Source organism: Acidobacteriota bacterium, from assembly GCA_030697165.1.
In the GTDB taxonomy this organism is placed as follows: Bacteria; Acidobacteriota; Vicinamibacteria; order Vicinamibacterales; family UBA2999; genus 12-FULL-67-14b.
In genome coordinates this window covers 45,385-62,839 of sequence record JAUYQQ010000023.1, presented here as the reverse complement: position 1 = coordinate 62,839, position 17,455 = coordinate 45,385, and the positions used below count along the sequence as shown (strand labels likewise).

14 protein-coding genes are annotated in these 17,455 nt (G+C 67.1%); 10 read left to right on the top strand and 4 right to left on the bottom strand.

The window, feature by feature from the left end:
• The first annotated feature begins 126 nt into the window (after positions 1-126).
• The gene (locus Q8T13_22425) at positions 127-1,869 is read left to right on the top strand and encodes an amidohydrolase (protein MDP3720528.1); all 1,743 of its coding nucleotides are present in this window, start codon (positions 127-129) and stop codon (positions 1,867-1,869) included.
• A gap of 57 nt (positions 1,870-1,926) precedes the next feature.
• Here Q8T13_22425 and Q8T13_22420 read toward each other — a convergent pair whose 3' ends face one another.
• The 3 genes from Q8T13_22420 to Q8T13_22410 are packed head-to-tail and all read right to left on the bottom strand — an operon-like array spanning position 1,927 to position 5,534.
• Positions 1,927-2,607 (bottom strand): AroM family protein, encoded by a 681-nt coding sequence (locus Q8T13_22420; GenBank protein ID MDP3720527.1) that lies wholly within the window; start codon positions 2,605-2,607, stop codon positions 1,927-1,929.
• Positions 2,604-3,986: an amidohydrolase family protein gene (locus Q8T13_22415; GenBank protein MDP3720526.1), complete on the bottom strand. Its 1,383-nt coding sequence runs from the start codon at positions 3,984-3,986 to the stop codon at positions 2,604-2,606. Before Q8T13_22415 ends, Q8T13_22420 begins: the two co-directional genes overlap by 4 nt.
• A gap of 51 nt (positions 3,987-4,037) precedes the next feature.
• Complete coding sequence (locus Q8T13_22410) at positions 4,038-5,534, bottom strand: ATP-binding protein (protein MDP3720525.1); 1,497 nt, start codon at positions 5,532-5,534, stop codon at positions 4,038-4,040.
• Between the two features lie 56 nt (positions 5,535-5,590).
• Between Q8T13_22410 and Q8T13_22405 the strand changes: the two genes are divergently transcribed.
• The 6 genes from Q8T13_22405 (at position 5,591) to Q8T13_22380 (ending at position 12,585) form a co-directional block, all read left to right on the top strand.
• The gene (locus tag Q8T13_22405; protein MDP3720524.1) at positions 5,591-6,187 is read left to right on the top strand and encodes a GNAT family protein; all 597 of its coding nucleotides are present in this window, start codon (positions 5,591-5,593) and stop codon (positions 6,185-6,187) included.
• A gap of 81 nt (positions 6,188-6,268) precedes the next feature.
• The gene (locus Q8T13_22400; GenBank protein ID MDP3720523.1) at positions 6,269-7,129 is read left to right on the top strand and encodes a peptidoglycan DD-metalloendopeptidase family protein; all 861 of its coding nucleotides are present in this window, start codon (positions 6,269-6,271) and stop codon (positions 7,127-7,129) included.
• Positions 7,130-7,251: 122 nt separating this feature from the next.
• Complete coding sequence (locus Q8T13_22395; protein MDP3720522.1) at positions 7,252-8,640, top strand: MBL fold metallo-hydrolase; 1,389 nt, start codon at positions 7,252-7,254, stop codon at positions 8,638-8,640.
• Positions 8,641-8,662: 22 nt separating this feature from the next.
• Complete coding sequence (locus Q8T13_22390) at positions 8,663-9,259, top strand: YeeE/YedE thiosulfate transporter family protein (protein ID MDP3720521.1); 597 nt, start codon at positions 8,663-8,665, stop codon at positions 9,257-9,259.
• Between the two features lie 9 nt (positions 9,260-9,268).
• Complete coding sequence (locus Q8T13_22385; protein MDP3720520.1) at positions 9,269-9,892, top strand: YeeE/YedE thiosulfate transporter family protein; 624 nt, start codon at positions 9,269-9,271, stop codon at positions 9,890-9,892.
• 176 nt (positions 9,893-10,068) lie between these two features.
• Positions 10,069-12,585, top strand: a complete 2,517-nt coding sequence (locus Q8T13_22380; GenBank protein ID MDP3720519.1) for an Npt1/Npt2 family nucleotide transporter — start codon at positions 10,069-10,071, stop codon at positions 12,583-12,585.
• A gap of 42 nt (positions 12,586-12,627) precedes the next feature.
• Here Q8T13_22380 and speA read toward each other — a convergent pair whose 3' ends face one another.
• Positions 12,628-14,595, bottom strand: coding sequence for a biosynthetic arginine decarboxylase (gene speA / locus Q8T13_22375; GenBank protein ID MDP3720518.1), 1,968 nt, complete (start codon positions 14,593-14,595; stop codon positions 12,628-12,630).
• Between the two features lie 107 nt (positions 14,596-14,702).
• Here speA and Q8T13_22370 point away from each other — a divergent pair, with 107 nt between their 5' ends.
• From Q8T13_22370 to thrC, 3 genes are all read left to right on the top strand, one after another.
• The gene (locus Q8T13_22370) at positions 14,703-15,080 is read left to right on the top strand and encodes a hotdog domain-containing protein (GenBank protein ID MDP3720517.1); all 378 of its coding nucleotides are present in this window, start codon (positions 14,703-14,705) and stop codon (positions 15,078-15,080) included.
• 67 nt (positions 15,081-15,147) lie between these two features.
• The gene (locus tag Q8T13_22365) at positions 15,148-16,074 is read left to right on the top strand and encodes a homoserine kinase (GenBank protein MDP3720516.1); all 927 of its coding nucleotides are present in this window, start codon (positions 15,148-15,150) and stop codon (positions 16,072-16,074) included.
• Complete coding sequence (thrC, locus tag Q8T13_22360; GenBank protein MDP3720515.1) at positions 16,071-17,453, top strand: threonine synthase; 1,383 nt, start codon at positions 16,071-16,073, stop codon at positions 17,451-17,453. Before Q8T13_22365 ends, thrC begins: the two co-directional genes overlap by 4 nt.
• Positions 17,454-17,455: the final 2 nt, after the last annotated feature.

The window sequence follows — 17,455 nt, the reverse complement described above, 5'->3', positions numbered from 1 at the left end:
CTTCGACGGAACTGGCAGCGCTGCGACCCTCAAGCTGCACCCCTGGCGGTACCGGGCACCTGCGCCAGACACCGAGAGCGCTCTCATGCAAGGCAGGCTAGCGTATCGTCCGATATCATGAGCAGCATGACTCTCCGCATTACCAGCGGCGCCCTGTGCGCGCTTGCGCTCACCGCCGCGTGCACCAGTACGCCCACCGTGGCGCCCGCCGACACGCTCCTGACGAACGGGCGCGTCTACACGTTCACCTGGGACGACCCCGCCGCAGACGGCAAGCCCGCCGCCGGCGCCCCACATTCTGTCGACGGCTGGCGGCCCGATGCCGAGGCCGTCGCCATCCGCGCCGGCCGGATCGTCTTTACTGGAACGTCGCAGCAGGCCGAGGCCTATCGCGGCCCCGCCACGAGCGTGGTGGACCTGAAGGGCGCCACCGCGCTGCCGGGGCTGGTGGATTCGCACGTGCACATCCGGGAGCTTGGCCAAGCCGAGACACAACTGGACTTGACCGGCGTGGCGACCGAAGAGGAAGCCGTGGCCCGCACGGTCGCGTACGCGGCCAACGTGCCCAAGGGCGAGTGGGTGGTGGGCCGGGGTTGGGACGAGGGTGCGTGGGCCGGCCGATACCCCACGATGCGCTTGTTGAGTGAGCGGGTACCTGACCACCCGGTCGTGCTCGACAGCCTCCACGGGTTCGCCGTGTGGGGTAACCGGCTGGCCTTCGAGAAAGCCGGTATCACCCGCGCCACCCAGCCGCCGGTAGGGGGCGAGATTCTGAAAGATGCGAAGGGCGAGCCGGCTGGCACGCTGCTCAATCGCGCCGTGACGCTGCTCGAGGGCGCGGTGCCGCCGCCGCCGCCCGACCAGGTGCGCGCCTGGGTGCTGGCCGGACTCAAGCGCATGGCCCGCGACGGGTTCACCGGGGTGCACGAAGCCGGCGCGGACGCGGAGCTGATGACGGCGTTCGAGGCGCTCGAGGCCTCGGGCGAACTGCCGGTGCGCGTCTACGCCATGCTCTCGGCCCGCGACACGGCGCTCAGCCGCGCCTGGTTGAAGAAGGGCCCCCGCCTCGAGCCGGCGGCCATGTTGACCGTGCGATCGGTGAAGGCGTACTACGACGGCTCGCTCGGTTCGCGCGGCGCGCGCCTGATCGACGACTACGCCGACCAAAAGGGGCACCGCGGTGTGAGCGGCGGCAACTACGGATTCGACCAGGCCCTGGTGGCCGAGCTGATGACGGCGGGCTTCCAGGTCGGCATTCACGCCATCGGCGATGCCGGCAACCGTGAGACGCTCGACTTCATCCAGTCGGTGCAGGACCGCAACGCCGCCGTGCGCAACAATCGCAACCGCATCGAGCACGCGCAGGTCGTCCACCCCGACGACTTCGCGCGCTATGCCTCGCTCGGCGTGATTGCCTCGGTGGAACCGCCGCACGCCGTGGAAGACAAGCCGTGGGCCGAAGCCCGCCTGGGGCCCGAGCGCGTAAAGGGTGCCTATGCGTGGCGGACGTTCCGCCAGCGTGGCGTCAGGCTCGCCTTCGGCTCCGACCTCACCGGCTCGGACCACTCGATTTTCTACGGCCTGCATGCGGCGATCACGCGCCGCGACAAGGCGCAGCAGCCCGAGGGCGGCTGGTATCCCGACCAACGCGTGACCCCCGAGGAGGCCGTGCGCGGGTACTCAACGTGGGCGGCGTACGCGGCGTTTGCCGAGGGCGACCGCGGCACGCTGGCCGTGGGCCGCGCCGCCGACATCACGGTGATGGACATCGATCCGCTGGTCGTGGGGTCGACCACGCCGGAGGCGCTGTTGAACGGTGCGATCCGATTGACGATGGTGGGGGGCCGCATCGCGCACGAAGCGCCGTAGATTGCTGGGTCGACAACAAGGGGGACAGCCGCAGATTCAACTGGGTCCGACCCGCCGTCAGATCATCGCGCCGGCGACCTTGGCCACTACCGACTGCGCCGCGATCACGAGCCGGCCAGTCCACTGGGCCATCGCCTGCCGCGCATCGTCGGCATGCCCCATGCAGTCGATCACGATCAGGTCGAGGTCGGCGCCACGCAGCTCGTCGGCCGCGCGCGCCATCTCGTCGTCGCGCGACGGTGAGGCCCAGGTGACCGTCGGCGCGAAGCCATCGGCCTGCCACTTGCGTTCGGCGTAGGGCACCTGCGCCCGGTTGGGCGTGACGATGCCGACGCGGCGGGTACGGCTGAGGGCGCCGGCGACGGCCGGCACGATGCGGCCAGGCAGCAGGATGGGGACCGGACACGGTATGTCGGGAAAGGCGCCCGCGCACGCCACCACGATCGCCACGGCGCCATCGGCGGCCAGCCGGCGCGCCGCCGCCGTGACGCGTGGCACCAGGCGATCCAGCGGCACCTCGATGTGCGTGCCAGACGCCAGACGCACCAGCAGCGGATACTCGAGCGCCTCACACCCTGACGCCGGACTTTCCTGGAGCGCGGCCAGGGCCTCAGGGCGGATACCGTCCAGTGCGCCCGCGACTCGCACTTCCGCACGCGGCGCCTCCGCGCCAAAGGCCTCGGCCAGATCCGGACGCGGCGTTTGCCCGATGGTGACGATGCCGAGGATGGGCGTCACGCCGGCCTCACGAAGCGGCCGTGCCCGGCGGGGCCGGTGATGGCGCCCTCGTGGAAGACGCGCAAGCCGCGCACGAAAGTGGAGATCACGCGCCCGCGCATCCGCACACCGTCGTAGATGGCCATGTTGTCTCGCGACCTGCTGAGGGCCTGCCGGCTGTCGTAGGTCCAGTCCGCACCGAGATCCACCAGCGTGAGGTCGGCGTCAGCGCCCTCGGCCACGCGGCCCTTGCCCGCCAGTCGAAACAGGTCAGCGGCGCGGGTCGCGCATAGTTCGACCATGCGCGGCAGCGTGAGCCGTCCTTCGGCGACCGCCGTCAGCATCAACGGCGCCATCACCTCGAGACCGCACAAGCCGGGCGGCGCCTTGAAGATGTCGTCGGCGGCAGCGGCCTTCTCGTGCGCGAGAAACGGCGAGTGGTCGGTGCCGAGATAGTCGATGTGGCCGGCGTCGAGGGCACGCCAGAGCGCCTGCACGCCCTCGGCCGAGCGCAGTGGCGGGTTGCATTTGGCAAACGGCCCGAGGCGGTCGAGCGCTTCCTCCGTGAAGAACAGGTACGGCGGACAGGTCTCCACCGTCGCGTCGAGGCCGCGCGCGCGCGCGTCAGCCACCAGCTGCGCTGACCGGGCGCTCGAGCAGTGCACCACACCCACGGGCCCGCCGCACTCGGCGGCCAGCGCCAGCACCATCGCGACTGACACCTCTTCCACGATCGGCGGGCGGCTCTCGGCGTGAGCCCGCCCGCGGCGGCGTCCGGCCTCGGCCAGTTGCGCCTGCAGGGCCTGGAACATCGGCGTGTCTTCGCAGTGGAAGCAGTGCCGCAGGCCGGTGGCGGCGACCGCCGTCATCACGCCCCGCAGGGCCGCGTGATCGGTGCACCACAGGCCGAAGAACTCGTCGAGCCGTGTTGGCGGAGGCGGCTGCAGGAACGTCTTGAACGCCACCACCCCGGCGGCGGCCTGGCCGGCGATCTCGGCCAGGTTCTCGTGCCCGGCGCCGCCGTAGAGCGCGAAGTCGATGTACGCCTCGGGGGTCATGGCCGCGATGCGACGCTCGACCCCGTCGGCGCTATTGGTCGGCACCTTGGCAATGGGCATCTCGAACAGCGTCGTGATGCCGCCGGCTGCGGCCGCGGCGGTGCCCGACCGGAAGTCCTCGCGCTCGGCCACGCCCGGGTGGCGCGTGTGCACGTGCGTGTCGATGAGGCCTGGGAGCGCGTGCAGGCCGCTGGCGTCGATCACGCTGGCGGCCGGCGGCCGCGCGGCGGGATCCAGAATGCCGGCAATCGTGCCGGCCCTCACTGCCAGTGACGCCGGCGTCACGGTGGCGCCGGTCACGACCGTGGCGCCCGTAATCAGCAGATCAAATTGGTCCGGCATGTTTCTCAAGGCGCCAGCAAGTCCGCGTCGCCCGCAGACGTGAGGTCGGCCTTACGGAAGCTCGAAGAAGAACGTCGCACCCTGACCGGGCTTGCTCTCGGCCCAAACGCGCCCGCCGTGCCGCTCTATGATCCGCTGCACGGTCGCAAGACCCACGCCCGTGCCCTCGAATTCGTTCGACGTGTGGAGACGCTCGAAGGGCGCGAACAGACGATGCGCGTCCTTCATGTCGAAGCCCGCACCGTTATCGCGGACGAAAAAGGCGGCGCGGCCACCGGCCGCCACCGTGCCGATCTCGATGCGCGAATGCGGGACGCGCGAGGAGTACTTCCATGCGTTGCCGATGAGGTTGTCCATGGCGGAGCGCATCAGGCTGGCGTCGACCGTGCAGCGCAGACCAGGCGCGATGGTGACGGTCGCCTCGCGCTCGGGCGAGATCAGGCGAAGGTTCGAGACGACCTCGTGGCACAGCCGCGAGAGGTCGATCTCCGAGCGTTCGAGCGGTGCGTTACCCACTTTCGCGAGCGCCAGCAGGACGTTGATGAGCTCGGTCATGTGCGACACCGAGCGCCGGATGCGGGCCAGGGATTCGGCCACGAGTGGCGGCAGGTTGTCCTGGTCATGGGAGAGGATCGCGCAACTCTGCGAGATCACCGAGAGCGGCGCGCGCAGGTCGTGGCTGACCGTCGCGTTGAACGCCTCGACGTCGCGTAACGACGCCTCGACAGTCCGGGTGCGCTCGGCCACCCGGCGCTCCAGGGCGGCGTTGAGCTGCAGGACCTGCTCCTCGGCGAGCTTTTGATCGGTGCAATCCTGGCACACACCAACCAGGCGCGTGAGTTTGCCGGCGTCGTCGAGCACCGGATACGCCCACGTGTGCAAGTAACGGAGCGTGCCATCGGGACGGAAGATCCGCTCGTCGTGCGAGTAGGGCACGTGCTCCAGGAAGACCCGGTTGGTCGCGTCAATCACGCGCTGGCGATCGTCGGGATGCACCATCGTCAGGTACGCCTCGTAGCTGGGCGTATACTGCGCGCGCTTCAGCCCGTAGATCTGGTACAGCTGGTCGGACCATTCAGCCGTCGGCTGGCTGATGTCCCATTCCCACGTGCCGAGGTGGGCCACGCCCTGGGTGTCAACCATGAGCTGCTCGCTTCGCTGGAGGCGGAGCTCGGAGCGCTTGAGCGCCGTCTCGTCGGTGGCGATGCAGAGGTAACCGGTGATGGTTTCGCGCTCGCGCAGGGGAGAGAGGGCATAGCGCGCCCACGTGCGGACCCCGCTACGGTCGAGTTCGCTGGCCTCGAAGGCGCCGGTCTCCCCGCTCGTGAGCGCCCGGGCCGCAACGGCGGCGAGGCGCCCGCGCGCCTCGTCAGCGAAAAGGCCGGCGGCTGGTGCGCCTTCCTTGACCGCATCGCCCCAGTGCGCTCGCGCCGCGGCGTTGGCAAAGGTCACACGGCCATCGGCGCTGGCGGCGAAGACGACATTGGGAGTCGACTCGAGCGCCCAGCCGAGCGCGTCGATTCCGGCGGCCAACAGCTTCGCACCCACGGCGGCCGTATTATGTCACAGCACTTCGCGGCCCCTTCCTTCGATAGAATTGCGAAATGATGGCCCCAGGCCCCACCACGCTCGAACAGAACGGCATCCGTCTCGAACCGCTCGGGCCTCAGCATCGCGAGGGCCTCGCCGCCGCCGCTGCCGACGGCGAGCTGTGGAAGCTCTGGTATACCTCGGTGCCCGACGCGGCCGGCACCGCGCCCTACATCGCCGCTGCCCTGAAGGGGCAGGCCGACGGCCACATGTTGCCGTGGGCCGTCCGCGACCTCGTGTCGGGGGACATCGTCGGCAGCACGCGCTACCACGACATCGTCCCGGCGATCGATCGCGTCGAGATTGGCTACACCTGGTACGCGGCACGCTGCCAGAAGAGCCACGTCAACACCACCTGCAAGCTTCTGCTGCTGTCGCACGCGTTCGACACACTTGGCTGCAGGGTGGTCGGCCTGCGCACCGACAACTTCAACTTCGTGTCACAGAAGGCGATCGAGGGGATCGGCGCGAAGAAGGACGGCGTGTTGCGCCACCACCAGGCCCGTGCCGATGGCACCGTGCGCGACAGCGTGCTGTACAGCATCCTCGCCGGCGAGTGGCCGGACGTGAAGCGCCACCTGGAGTTGAGGTTGGCTCGTCGGTCCGGCTAAAAGCCGGACACCACATCAATGTGGAGTCCGCCGTCAGGCGGACTCGTCAGCGTTAGGGCCTGCGAGGTGGGTGTGCAACCAATGTCTACTGTCGCGCTTGTCGCTCTCGCGGCGTCGCTGGCGCTGGCGGTTGAGCCGATTCAGATCTCGGCACGGGCGCGGTCGCTGCGCCCCGGAGAGGTCGTCGTCCTCGCCATCGTGCCGCCAATCGCAACCGACGCCATGCGCGTGCTGGCTTTCGATCGGGAAGTCGCCGCATACCAGGACGGCGACACCTGGCGCGCCATCGTTGGCGTGGATCTCGACGTCGAGCCGGGCACGTATCAGGTCACGGTTGAGAGCGCGAGCGCAGAGGCAGTGGCGCGGGGAACCCACGATCTTCGCATCGTGCCGCGGACGTTCCGCACCCGCCGCCTGACGGTCGATCCGGCGTTCGTAACGCCGCCAGTCGCCGAGCAGCCGCGGATCGAGCGTGAGTCAGCGTTGCTCGCCGCGACCTGGCAATCGTCAGCCCCCAACCGGCTGTGGACGACGGCGTTCATTCGGCCGGTGCCGCACGTCGCGAACAGCGCGTTCGGCACGCGCAGCATCTTCAACGGGCAGCCGCGCAACTCGCATGGTGGTGCGGATTTTCTGAGTCCGGCCGGCACTCCGATCCGCGCGCCAAACGCCGGACGCATCGCGGTGGCGCGCAGCCTGTACTTTTCGGGCGGCACCGTGATCATCGACCACGGGCTCGGCCTGTTCTCGACGCTCGCGCACTTGTCGAGGATCGACGTCGAGGAGGGGGCGATGGTCACGCCGGGCCAACGCGTCGGCCTGGTTGGCGCCACCGGGCGGGTCACCGGTGCTCACCTGCACTGGGCCGTGCGCGCCGGCGAGGCGCGCGTCGATCCGTTGTCGCTGCTGGCGGTGCTCGGGCAGCCACGCTCCGCTGGTTAAGGTATCCATCCTGGAGACTAAAGGCCGGGGCGCAGGCTCAGTTGAGGGCAGCGCCCCGCCGGCAAGCCACGCCTCCGCTGGCGTCCTTCTTGCACTCGATAAAATCGAGGTAGAAGCCAGACGTGTCCATAATCTTCGAATCGGTCCAAACCGAAGGCATTGCCGAGTTGTCGTACCTCATCGGCGACGATAAGACCGGCACGGCGGCCGTGATTGACCCGCGAGCCGACGTCGCGATCTATGTGGAACTGGCACGCAAGCGCAAGGTCTCGATCACGCATGTCTTCGAGACGCACATTCATGCAGACCTCGTCAGCGGTGCGCGAGAACTTGCCGACCGCACGCAAACCGCCAGCATTTGTGTGAGCGAAGAAGGAGAGGCGCAGTACGGCTTTGAGCACCAGCTCGTGAAGGATGGCGACACCTTTGAGTTCGGCGATCTGGTCCTGACCGCCCGCCACACGCCTGGGCACACGCCGGAACATATGTCCTACGAGGCGGCCGAGAAGAAGCGGGCGCCCAGACCGTGGGGCGTGTTCACCGGCGATTCACTCTTCGTCAACTCCGCCGGCCGTCCGGACCTCATGGGCAGCGATCAATCTGAGGAACTTGCCGGGGAACTGTACGACACCCTCTACTCGTATTACCTGCAGCTCAACGACGATGTCATCATCTATCCAGCGCACGGGAGCGGTTCGCCGTGCGGAGCGTCGATCGGCGACCGGCTGACCAGCACCATCGGCTACGAGCGGAAATTCAATCCGTACTTGCAGCGCCCCAATCGCGACGAGTTCAAGGAGTTTGTCTTATCCACCGCGCCGCCCGAGCCGGCCTACTACAAGCGGATGAAGAAACTCAACGCGCAGGGGCCGGAGGTGATCGGAACTCTCCCGTTCGTGCCGGGTCTCCCACCCACGGCCTTTGCGGCGGCCGTCAAGAGCGGCGACTCGGTGCTGGTGGATACTCGCAGCATGTTGGCGTTCGGGGGCGGCCACATCAAGAATGCCCTGAACATCGCCGGCTCGCCTGAGCTGTCGATCTGGGCCGGCTGGCTGATCGATCCCGCGCGGACCATCTTGTTGGTTCTGGAGAGCGATCAGGACGTGGATAATGTCGTGCCGCTTTTCGTGCGAACCGGCTACACCCGGTTCGCCGGTTACCTGGTCGGCGGCATGAAGGCCTGGAACAACGCCAGCCTGCCCCTTCTGGACGTGCGTCAGATGACGGTTCACGAGCTGAAGGACCGCGCGGACGAACTGCAGATTGTGGATGTTCGTTCCCCCGACGAATGGAAAGAGGGGCACATCCCCGGCGCGCTCCACATCTTCTTGCCTGAATTGGAACAACGCGCTGATGAACTCCAGAAGGAGAAGCCCGTCGTCATCTACTGCGACAGCGGCTACCGGGCCAGCCTGGGCACCAGCATTCTCCAGCAGGAGGGCTTTCACGTTCACAACGTCCCCGGAAGCTGGCAAGCCTGGAAGAGCGCGAAGTTCCCAGTTGAAAAGTAACCCACATCACAGGCACCCCATCATGAGCTGGCCAACCCTCGCGACCCCGCTCGCCCTTCTCCTGCTGCCGGCGATCGCCGCGGCGCAGCAGGTTGGTACGGACCCGCTGCAATACTCGGGACCTGCGTGGTCGCCCTACCTGGTCGGCGCGTTGATTGGACTCCTGACGATGCTGACCTTTTACGTATCGGACGCACCCCTCGGTGCTTCGAAGGCGTACGCCCGCGTCGCAGGGCTATTGGGCAAGATGGTCGCGCCCAGGCATACCGAGTCGCTCAAGTTCTACCAGGCCAATAAGCCAAAAGTGGACTGGGAAGTCATGCTCGTCGTCGGAGCGATCGGCGGCGCGTTTCTGGCCGCCTGGCATGGGAACGAGCTGACTGGCGAATGGTTGCCGCCCATGTGGGAAGCACGTTTTGGTGAGGGCAGCTACGCGCTGCGAACGGCCACCGCCTCGATCGGAGGCGTGTTCATGGCCTTTGGTGCGCGACTGGCCGGTGGCTGCACCAGCGGCCACGGCATCAGCGGTGCGTTGCAGCTGTCCGTCGGTTCCTGGGTGTCGTTGATCTGTTTCTTCATGGGCGGCATCGCCACCGCCATGTTGATGTTTCGCCTTTAAGTGCCCACCATGTCCGTTGCCACCACAGTCCAGAAATCACACGGTCTGCCCGTCGAGAGAGGCGGGCCCGAGAAAGATACAGCTGGGGGAAAAGAGTTCTCCACCAGGCAACTGGTGTTGGGCTTGCTGTTCGGCTTGATCTTCGGGTTCCTGCTGCAAAAGGGCGGCGTCGCCAAGTACCACATTCTGCTGGGTGTCTTGCTGCTGGAAGATTTCACCGTGGTCAAGGTCATGCTGTCGGCGATTATCGTCGGCAGCATCGGCGTCTTCAGTCTCTACGCGCTCGGCCTGGTCAAGCTGCACATCAAGCCAACCCGCTACGCCGCCAACATCAGCGGGGGACTGCTCTTTGGTGTCGGATTCGCGCTGATCGGGTATTGTCCCGGCACGGGTGCGGCGGCCCTCGGTCAGGGAAACTGGGATGCGATTGCCGGTGTCGCCGGACTCATGCTCGGTTCGTACTTATTTGCCGAAGCCTCTGGCTGGCTCGGCAAGACGCTAATGAAGGTCGGGGATCGAGGCAAGCTGATGCTGCCCGAACTGGTCGGCCTCCGCCTGTCGACGTTCATGCTGATCCTCATACCGCTCCTGACCGCCGGCCTCGTGGCCATCGACAGGTTCACAGCCCGATAAGCCCGGGAGGTCGCCGCATCCACAGACGGCGATGCCTGCCGCCTGACGGTCGATCCGGCGTTCGTGACGCCGCCCATAGCCGAGCGCCGCGAAATAGCTGCGACAGCGATCTGACCAGGAACTGCCGGCGTGGTTGACTCGGACGGCCCGACCGACCACTATCGGCCTCACGCCTCATGGCCCGACCACTTGAGCGCCTCCTGAACCTGCAGCCGGGCGACACCACCCGCGGGCTCCTCCTGTTCGCGTACCTGTTCCTCGTCATGTCCAGCTACATGGCGGCGCGGATCGCGCGTGACGCATTGTTCCTGGACGACTACCTCGCGGTCGATCTCGCCTACGTCGATCTCGCGAGCGCGGGACTCATCGGCGCCGTCGTAGCCGGCTACCTGTCGGTCGGGCGGCACCTGACGCTGCCGATGCTCCTGGCGGGCAGCCTGCTGGTCTACACGACCAACCTCGTCGCGCTGTGGTATGTCGCCACGGTTCACGATCCGCCCTGGCTCTCTCCGGTCATCTACATCTGGGTCAGCCTCTTTGGCGCGCTCGCGCCGGTGCAGGTATGGACGCTCGCGAGCTACGTGCTGACGACGCGCGAAGCGAAGCGGGTGTTCGGCCTGATCGGCAGCGGCGCGATTCTTGGCGCGGTCGTCGGCGCCAAGCTCAGCGGCCTGCTGGCGCGGCTGTTCGGCGCCGAGAGCCTGCTGCTTGCGGTCGCGCTCGCCATGGTGGTCTGCGCGGGGCTGGTGCCGCTCATCTGGCGGCGCCGGGACGGGATGCGCGCAACGGCGCCGGCCGAGGCAGCTCGGGTCAACGTCGTCGATAGCCTTAGAAAGATCGCTGACATCCCGTACCTGCGCGCGATCGCCCTCCTGATCCTGGTGGCCAACATCACCACGAGCCTTGCCGGATGGCAGTTCAAGGCGCTCGCCAAGTCCTTCATCCCGCAGAAGGACCTGCTGGCGGCCTTCTTCGGCGATTTCTACTTCTACGCCGGGATCCTCGGCTTTCTGGTGCAGTTGGCGGTGACCGGACGGTTGCTGCGCCGGTTCGGCCTGGGGCCTGCGCTGCTGGTCGTGCCGGTGGCGTTCGTCTTCGGATCGACCGGCGTGCTCCTGTGGGGATCGGTCACGATCTGGGCGGCGATCGCGCTGCGTTCGTGCATCAACGTGCTGCAGTACTCCGTGGACAAGCCGAGCGTCGAGCTCCTGTACCTGCCGGTCCCGGCCGGGATCAAGAACCAGGTGAAGTCGTTCATCGACACGGTGGTATGGCGGTTCGGCGATGGATTATCGGCGATCGCCGTGCTGGCGTTCGGCAAGGGGATGGGCTGGGCCCCGGCGCGGGTCAGCTGGGTCGTCCTGGTACTGGTCGCCGGATGGATCGCCGCGGCGATCATCGCCCGCCGCCTCTACGTGGACACGCTCCGCGCCAGCATCCACGAGCATCGTCTCGATGCCGAACGGGCGTCGGCGGCGGTCCTGGACCGATCGATGACCGACCTCCTGGCCGTCCGGCTGACGTCCTCCGACCCGCGAGAGGTCGTCTATGCATTGAATCTCTTCGCGGTGGGACGGCAGCGAACGACGAACCCGGCCATCCAGGCGCTGCTCGATCATCCGGCGGCCGAGGCGCGGGCCAGGGCTGTGTCCTTGCTGAACGATGCCTCCGACACCACCGTCGTGCGGCGCATCGACGCGCTGCTCACAGATGAGGACCTGGACGTGCGGGTCGAGGCGATGCGATACCTGGCCCGACATGCGAATCTGGATCCCCTCACGCGCGTTGGAGAGCCCGGCGCCTTCGCCGACTACGCGATCCGGTCGGCGGTCGTCGCCTACCTCGCGCGGCCGGGCCGGGCGCAGAATCTGGAGGCCGCGCACCTGATGCTCGTGGCGCTCGGAGGCGAGGCCGGGACCGAGGGCCGGCGCGCGCGGCTCGAAGCGGCGCGACTACTGGCGCACATCGCGGACCCACCGGATCCGGTGGCCGCCCTGCACGCGCAACTGCTCGCCGATGACGACGCCGGCGTGGCTCGCGAAGCGCTGCGCGCGGTGTCCCGCCATCCGCACTCGGACCTCTTGCCGTGCTTGCTCGACCTCCTGAAACACCCCGACCTCGCGCAGGACGCGGCCGAGGTGCTCGCGCGGATGGGGACACCGGCCGCCGCGAAGGCGCTCAACGACGCGGTGCTGGAGGGCGACACCGCGCTGCGGTTCCTGGTAATTGCGGCGCTCAACAAGCTGCACCAGACGCATCCCGAACTGCCGCGCGACCGGTCGCTGATCGAGACGGTGTTGTCGGCAGAGATCCTCGGCCACTATCGCTCCTACCAGTTGCTGGGGACGATGGTCGATGGTGCTGACGTGGCGGATCCGGCCGTGACGGGACTGCGGGAATCAATGCCGCAGGAGGTGGAGCGGATCTTCCGGCTGCTGGCGCTGCTGCATCCGGATGTCGACCTGCACAGCGCGTACTACGGCGTGCAGTCCGACAACCAGGTCGTGCACGACAACGCGCTCGAATTCCTCGACAACGTGCTGGAGACGGAGATCCGCCGGCTGGTGGTGCCGCTCGTGGACAGCACGGTGAGCGTCGCCGAACGGAGCCGGCTTGCGAATGAAGTGCTGGGTCTTGATGGCGCGTCGCCGGTCCGGCTAAAGCCGGACACCACATCAAATCGGTCCGGCTGAAGCCGGACACTGCATGAAATGTGGAGTCCGCCTTCAGGCGGACTAATCAGCGTTGGGATCTTCGAGGTAGGTGTAGCCCTGCAGCGCCTCTTCGTAGAAGCGCAGCAGCCGGCCGGCCTGCGGGTCTTCCATGCGGCCGCCATTCACCGCCTGTTCCACGTCGCGGCGCAGTTTGCTCATCAGCATTTCCGGTTCGAACTCCACGTACTTCAACACCTCGCGGACGGTATCGCCCTTGATGATGTGCTCGACGCGCGCGCCTTCGGTGTGGTCAATGCCGTTCTCGCCGAGCGAGATGTGCACCGCATGGGTGTCGCCGAACAGGTTGTGGAGGTCGCCCAGGATCTCCTGGTAGGCGCCGACGAGGAAGACGCCAAGGTAGTAGGGCTCCCCGTTGAAGCGGTGGAGCATGATCGTCTTCTTGACGTCGCGGCGATCGATGAACGAATCGATCTTGCCGTCCGAGTCGCAGGTGATGTCGCTCAGCACGGCGTGTTCGGTCGGCCGCTCGTTGAGGCGGTGGATCGGCATGACCGGGAACAGCTGCTTGATCGCCCAGCTGTCGGGGATCGACTGGAACAGCGAGAAGTTGCAGAAGTAGGTGTCTGAGAGCAGCTCTTCGAGCGCCTTCAGCTCTTCCGGCACGTCCGGCATGTCCTTGCACAGCTTGTTGATCTTGTCGCAGATCGCCCAGTACAGGTTCTCGGCGTGCGAGCGCTGTTCGAGCGACAGGTAACCGCCGCTGAACAGGTTCATGGCCATGTCGAGCGCCTGCTGCGCGTCGTGATAGGTCTCGGTCGCATTGCGCCCGGTGACACCGTGATATGCCTCGATCAGGTCCACCAGCGGCCGCTCGAAGTCGTCCTTGACCTCGGTCGGGATCGTCTCGTCGCCGAAGTTGAGCGTGCCGAGCACGTTGAAGATCAACATGCTGTGATACGCGGAAATCGCGCGCCCGCTCTCGGAGATGATCGTCGGGTGCTTGACGCCGGCTTCGTCGCACACCGTCTGGATGTGATAGACGACGTCGTTGGCGTATTCCTGGAGCGTGTAGTTCATGGACGACTCGAAGTTGGTCTGCGAGCCGTCGTAGTCCACACCCAGGCCGCCGCCGACGTCGAGGAATTCCAGTCCGGCGCCCTGCTTGGCCAGCTCGCAGTAGACCCGGGCTGCTTCGTTGAGGGCGCCCTTGATGATGCGGATGTGCGTGATCTGGCTGCCGAGGTGGAAGTGCAGCAGCTTCAGGCAGTCTTCCATGCCGCGCTTCTTCAGTTCTTCGAAGCCGCGCAGGATCTCGGTGACCGTCAGGCCGAACTTGGAACGGAAGCCGCCAGACGATTGCCAGCGCCCCGAGCCGCGGGCGGCCAGCTTGACGCGCATCCCGATGTTCGGGCGCACGCCGACCTTCTCCGCGTACTCCAGCACCAGGTCGAGCTCGGTGTACTTCTCGACCACCGGGATGATCTGCCGTCCCATCTTCTGGGCCAGCATCGCCATCTCGATGAACTCGTAGTCCTTGAAGCCGTTGCAGATGATCGGCGTGTCGTTATTGGCCATGGCCGACACGGCCAGCAGTTCCGGTTTGCTGCCGGCTTCGAGGCCGAAGCCGTACTGGGCGCCGAAGTTGAGCACCTCTTCCACGACCTGACGCTGCTGGTTCACCTTGATCGGGTAGACGCAGACGTACTTGCCCTGGTACTGGTTCTGGTTGATGGCGCTCTGGAACGCGCCGTGAATCTCGCCCAGCCGGTGCTTGAGGATGTCGGTGAAGCGGAGCAGGATCGGCACCGCGAGGCCGCGCAACTGCAGCCGATCGATCAACCGTTTGAGATCGACGCCGCGTAGCGGATCCTTGTTGGGGTGGACTTGCAGGTGGCCTTGTTCGCCCACCGAGAAGTAACCCTGGCCCCAGCGGGGGACGTCGTATAACTCGGCGGCTTCGGTGGCCGACCAAGGGGTGCTTCCGGGGCTGGTGCCCGCGTTCAGGCTTCCGCCTGCAACTTTGCTCATCTTCTGGATAAACAGAATAAACGGAAAAAACCTGACCGACTCAGTTTTTTTCGGTTGCGCAGAAAACTGTCGGCTCCTGCTTCAGCCGGAGCGTTAAGCTCTTGGTCATGTCTGACCGGATTCCCGCCATCAAGGTGCTGTTGCTGCCGAAAGACACCAACGCGCTCGGCACCATCTTCGGCGGCGTCATCCTCGCCCATGTGGACCTGGCGTCGGCCGTCGAGGCGCGCAAGACCGCGCCTCATCGCTACGTGACCAAGGCCATGAACGCCGTCGAGTTTCACGCGCCGGTCTTCGTGGGCGACCTGGTCAATTTCTTTACGGAAACGACCCGGGTCGGCCGCACCTCCATCACCGTCAAGGTGCTGGTCGAAGCTGAACGGTGGGGCGCCGGTCACGGCGAGCGGGTCAAGGTGACCGAGGCGGAAGTGGTGCTGGTGGCCGTTGGCGCCGACGGCGTGCCCATCCCGATCCGCTCCGAATGACGGCCACAGATTCGACACAGGCCACAGATTCGACACCAGCCACAGATTCGACACAGATTAGCCACAGATGATTGCTGCATACGCCCCAGGTTCGGTCTCTAACGTCGCTTGTGGCTTCGACGTGCTCGGCTTCGCCCTCGACGAACCCGGCGACATCGTCATTGCCGCGCAAAAGGACGGCGCCGGGGTCACGATCGCCGGCATTGAAGGCGATGGCGGCCGGTTGCCGACTGATCCTGCCCGAAACACCGCCGGGGCAGCAGTCCAGGCCTTGCTGCAGCGGCTCGAAACCACCCGGGGCGTCTCGCTCACCATCCACAAGGGCCTGCCGCTCGCCAGCGGCATTGGCAGCAGCGGCGCCAGCGCGGTGGCGGCGGTCGTCGCCGTCAACGAACTCCTGGGCCGGCCGGCGACCCTCGAGCTGCTGCTGGCGTGCGCCATGGCCGGCGAGCAGGCGGGGTGCGGTGCCTCGCATCCCGACAACGTGGCGCCTTCGCTGTACGGCGGATTCATCCTGGCCCGCAGCGCCAACCCTCCCGACATCGTCCGGCTGCCGGTACCCGATGGGCTGGCCTGTGCGGTCTTGCATCCCCACGTGGAGGTGCAGACCGGCGCCGCGCGAGCGCTGCTCGGCGACCAGGTCAGCCTGCGCGACGCGGTCCGCCAGTGGGGCAATCTGGGGGCGCTCGTGGCGTCGTTGTTCAACGGCGACCAGGCGCTGCTGTCGCGGTCGCTCGAGGATGTGATTGCCGAGCCCAGGCGCGCCTCGCTGGTGCCGGGCTTCCACGCCGTGAAGGCCGCCGCGCTGGCGGCCGGCGCGCTCGGCTGCAGCCTGTCGGGATCGGGACCGAGCGTGTTCGCTCTCGCCAGTTCACTGGCGGTGGCGAGGCACGCCGGCGAGGCGATGCAGCGCGCGTTCAACGCCGAGAGCGGCGTCGGCGCCGACTTGTGGGTGTCGCTGGTCGGCCGTCAGGGGGCGCGGGTGATCTCGTGATTTGCATCAGCACGCGAGGCAAGGCCCCGGCCGTGCCTTTCCGCGAAGCGGTCGTGGCCGGCATCGCCCCAGACGGCGGGCTGTATGTGCCCGCCACGCTCGAGCGCCGGCCTGTGGAGTGGTGGGACCGGCTTCGCCTGGCGCCGTTCCCCGAGGTGGCCGTGGCGATGGCTCAGTCGTTGCTGGGCGACGAGTTCGACGAGGCCGAGTTGGCCGCGCTGATTCGCGACGCGCTCAACTTTCCCGTGCCGATTGTCCGCTTCGATGAGTCGTTGCGGGTCGTTGAGCTCTTTCACGGCCCGACGTTCGCGTTCAAGGACTTCGGCGCGCGCACACTGGCCCGATTCCTCTCGCATCTCGACCTGTCCACCGATGCGCCTCGCGCGAAGGTGACAGAGCTGACGGTCCTGGTGGCGACCAGCGGCGACACCGGCAGCGCCGTGGCCCAGGCGTTCTGGGGCGTGCCGCGCACCCGCGTGGTGGTGCTCTATCCCGAAGGCCAGATCAGTACCGTGCAGGAGGCGCAGTTCACGACGCTCGGCGGCAACGTCATGGCGGTGGCCGTGGCCGGCTCGTTCGACGATTGTCAGGGCCTGGCGAAGCAGGCGTTCGCGGACGAGGGGCTGCGGCAGCGTGTGCGGTTGACCTCGGCCAACTCGATCAGCCTGGGGCGGCTGGTGCCGCAGATGTTCTACTACGCGTATGCCGCGCTGAACGCGCCCCCCGGCGCGCGGGTCGTGGTTTCGGTGCCGAGCGGCAACTTCGGCAACCTGGTGGCGGGCGTCATGGCCTGGCGAATGGGCGCGCCGATCAGCGGCTTTGTCGCCGCCACCAACGTCAACGACACGGTCCCGCGGTACCTGCAGACTGGCCGCTACGAACCTCGACCTTCGATCGCGACCGTGGCCAACGCCATGGATGTTGGCGCGCCCAGCAACTTCGAGCGCCTGGCCTGGCTGTTCGGCGGCGATCGCGGCGCCATGAGCGACCTGATCACCGCGAACGCGCATACCGACGCCGACGTGAAGCGTGCAATCGCTGAGCTGCACGGGCAGTACGGATACGTCGCCGATCCCCACACGGCTATTGCCTACCTTGGCACGAAAGCACCCTGGCATCCGCCTCCGCTCGCGGACAATCGGGCGAGCTACGGCGAGACCGCGCCGAAGCGGCCTCCGGCCGCGACGGCGGGCCCTGGCACCCTGGCACCGTGGCACCTGTTCTTGAGCACCGCGCACCCTGCCAAATTCAGGGAAGTGGTGGAGCCGGCCATTGGCCAGGCCGTGCCGTTGCCCGGTCCGTTGGCCGCGGCGCTGGCGCGCCCACGCTTGGTCGAGCGCATCAGTCCCACGCTGGGACAGCTCGCGAAATTGTTATGATC

Coding starts and splice junctions, on each gene's coding strand:
- speA (MDP3720518.1), bottom strand. CDS start 14,595: ATGAGCAAAGTTGCAGGCGGAAGCCTGAACGCGGGCACCAGCCCCGGA.
- Q8T13_22390 (MDP3720521.1), top strand. CDS start 8,663: ATGAGCTGGCCAACCCTCGCGACCCCGCTCGCCCTTCTCCTGCTGCCG.
- Q8T13_22415 (MDP3720526.1), bottom strand. CDS start 3,986: ATGCCGGACCAATTTGATCTGCTGATTACGGGCGCCACGGTCGTGACC.
- Q8T13_22425 (MDP3720528.1), top strand. CDS start 127: ATGACTCTCCGCATTACCAGCGGCGCCCTGTGCGCGCTTGCGCTCACC.
- Q8T13_22365 (MDP3720516.1), top strand. CDS start 15,148: ATGATTGCTGCATACGCCCCAGGTTCGGTCTCTAACGTCGCTTGTGGC.
- Q8T13_22370 (MDP3720517.1), top strand. CDS start 14,703: ATGTCTGACCGGATTCCCGCCATCAAGGTGCTGTTGCTGCCGAAAGAC.
- Q8T13_22400 (MDP3720523.1), top strand. CDS start 6,269: ATGTCTACTGTCGCGCTTGTCGCTCTCGCGGCGTCGCTGGCGCTGGCG.
- Q8T13_22385 (MDP3720520.1), top strand. CDS start 9,269: ATGTCCGTTGCCACCACAGTCCAGAAATCACACGGTCTGCCCGTCGAG.
- Q8T13_22405 (MDP3720524.1), top strand. CDS start 5,591: ATGATGGCCCCAGGCCCCACCACGCTCGAACAGAACGGCATCCGTCTC.
- Q8T13_22380 (MDP3720519.1), top strand. CDS start 10,069: ATGGCCCGACCACTTGAGCGCCTCCTGAACCTGCAGCCGGGCGACACC.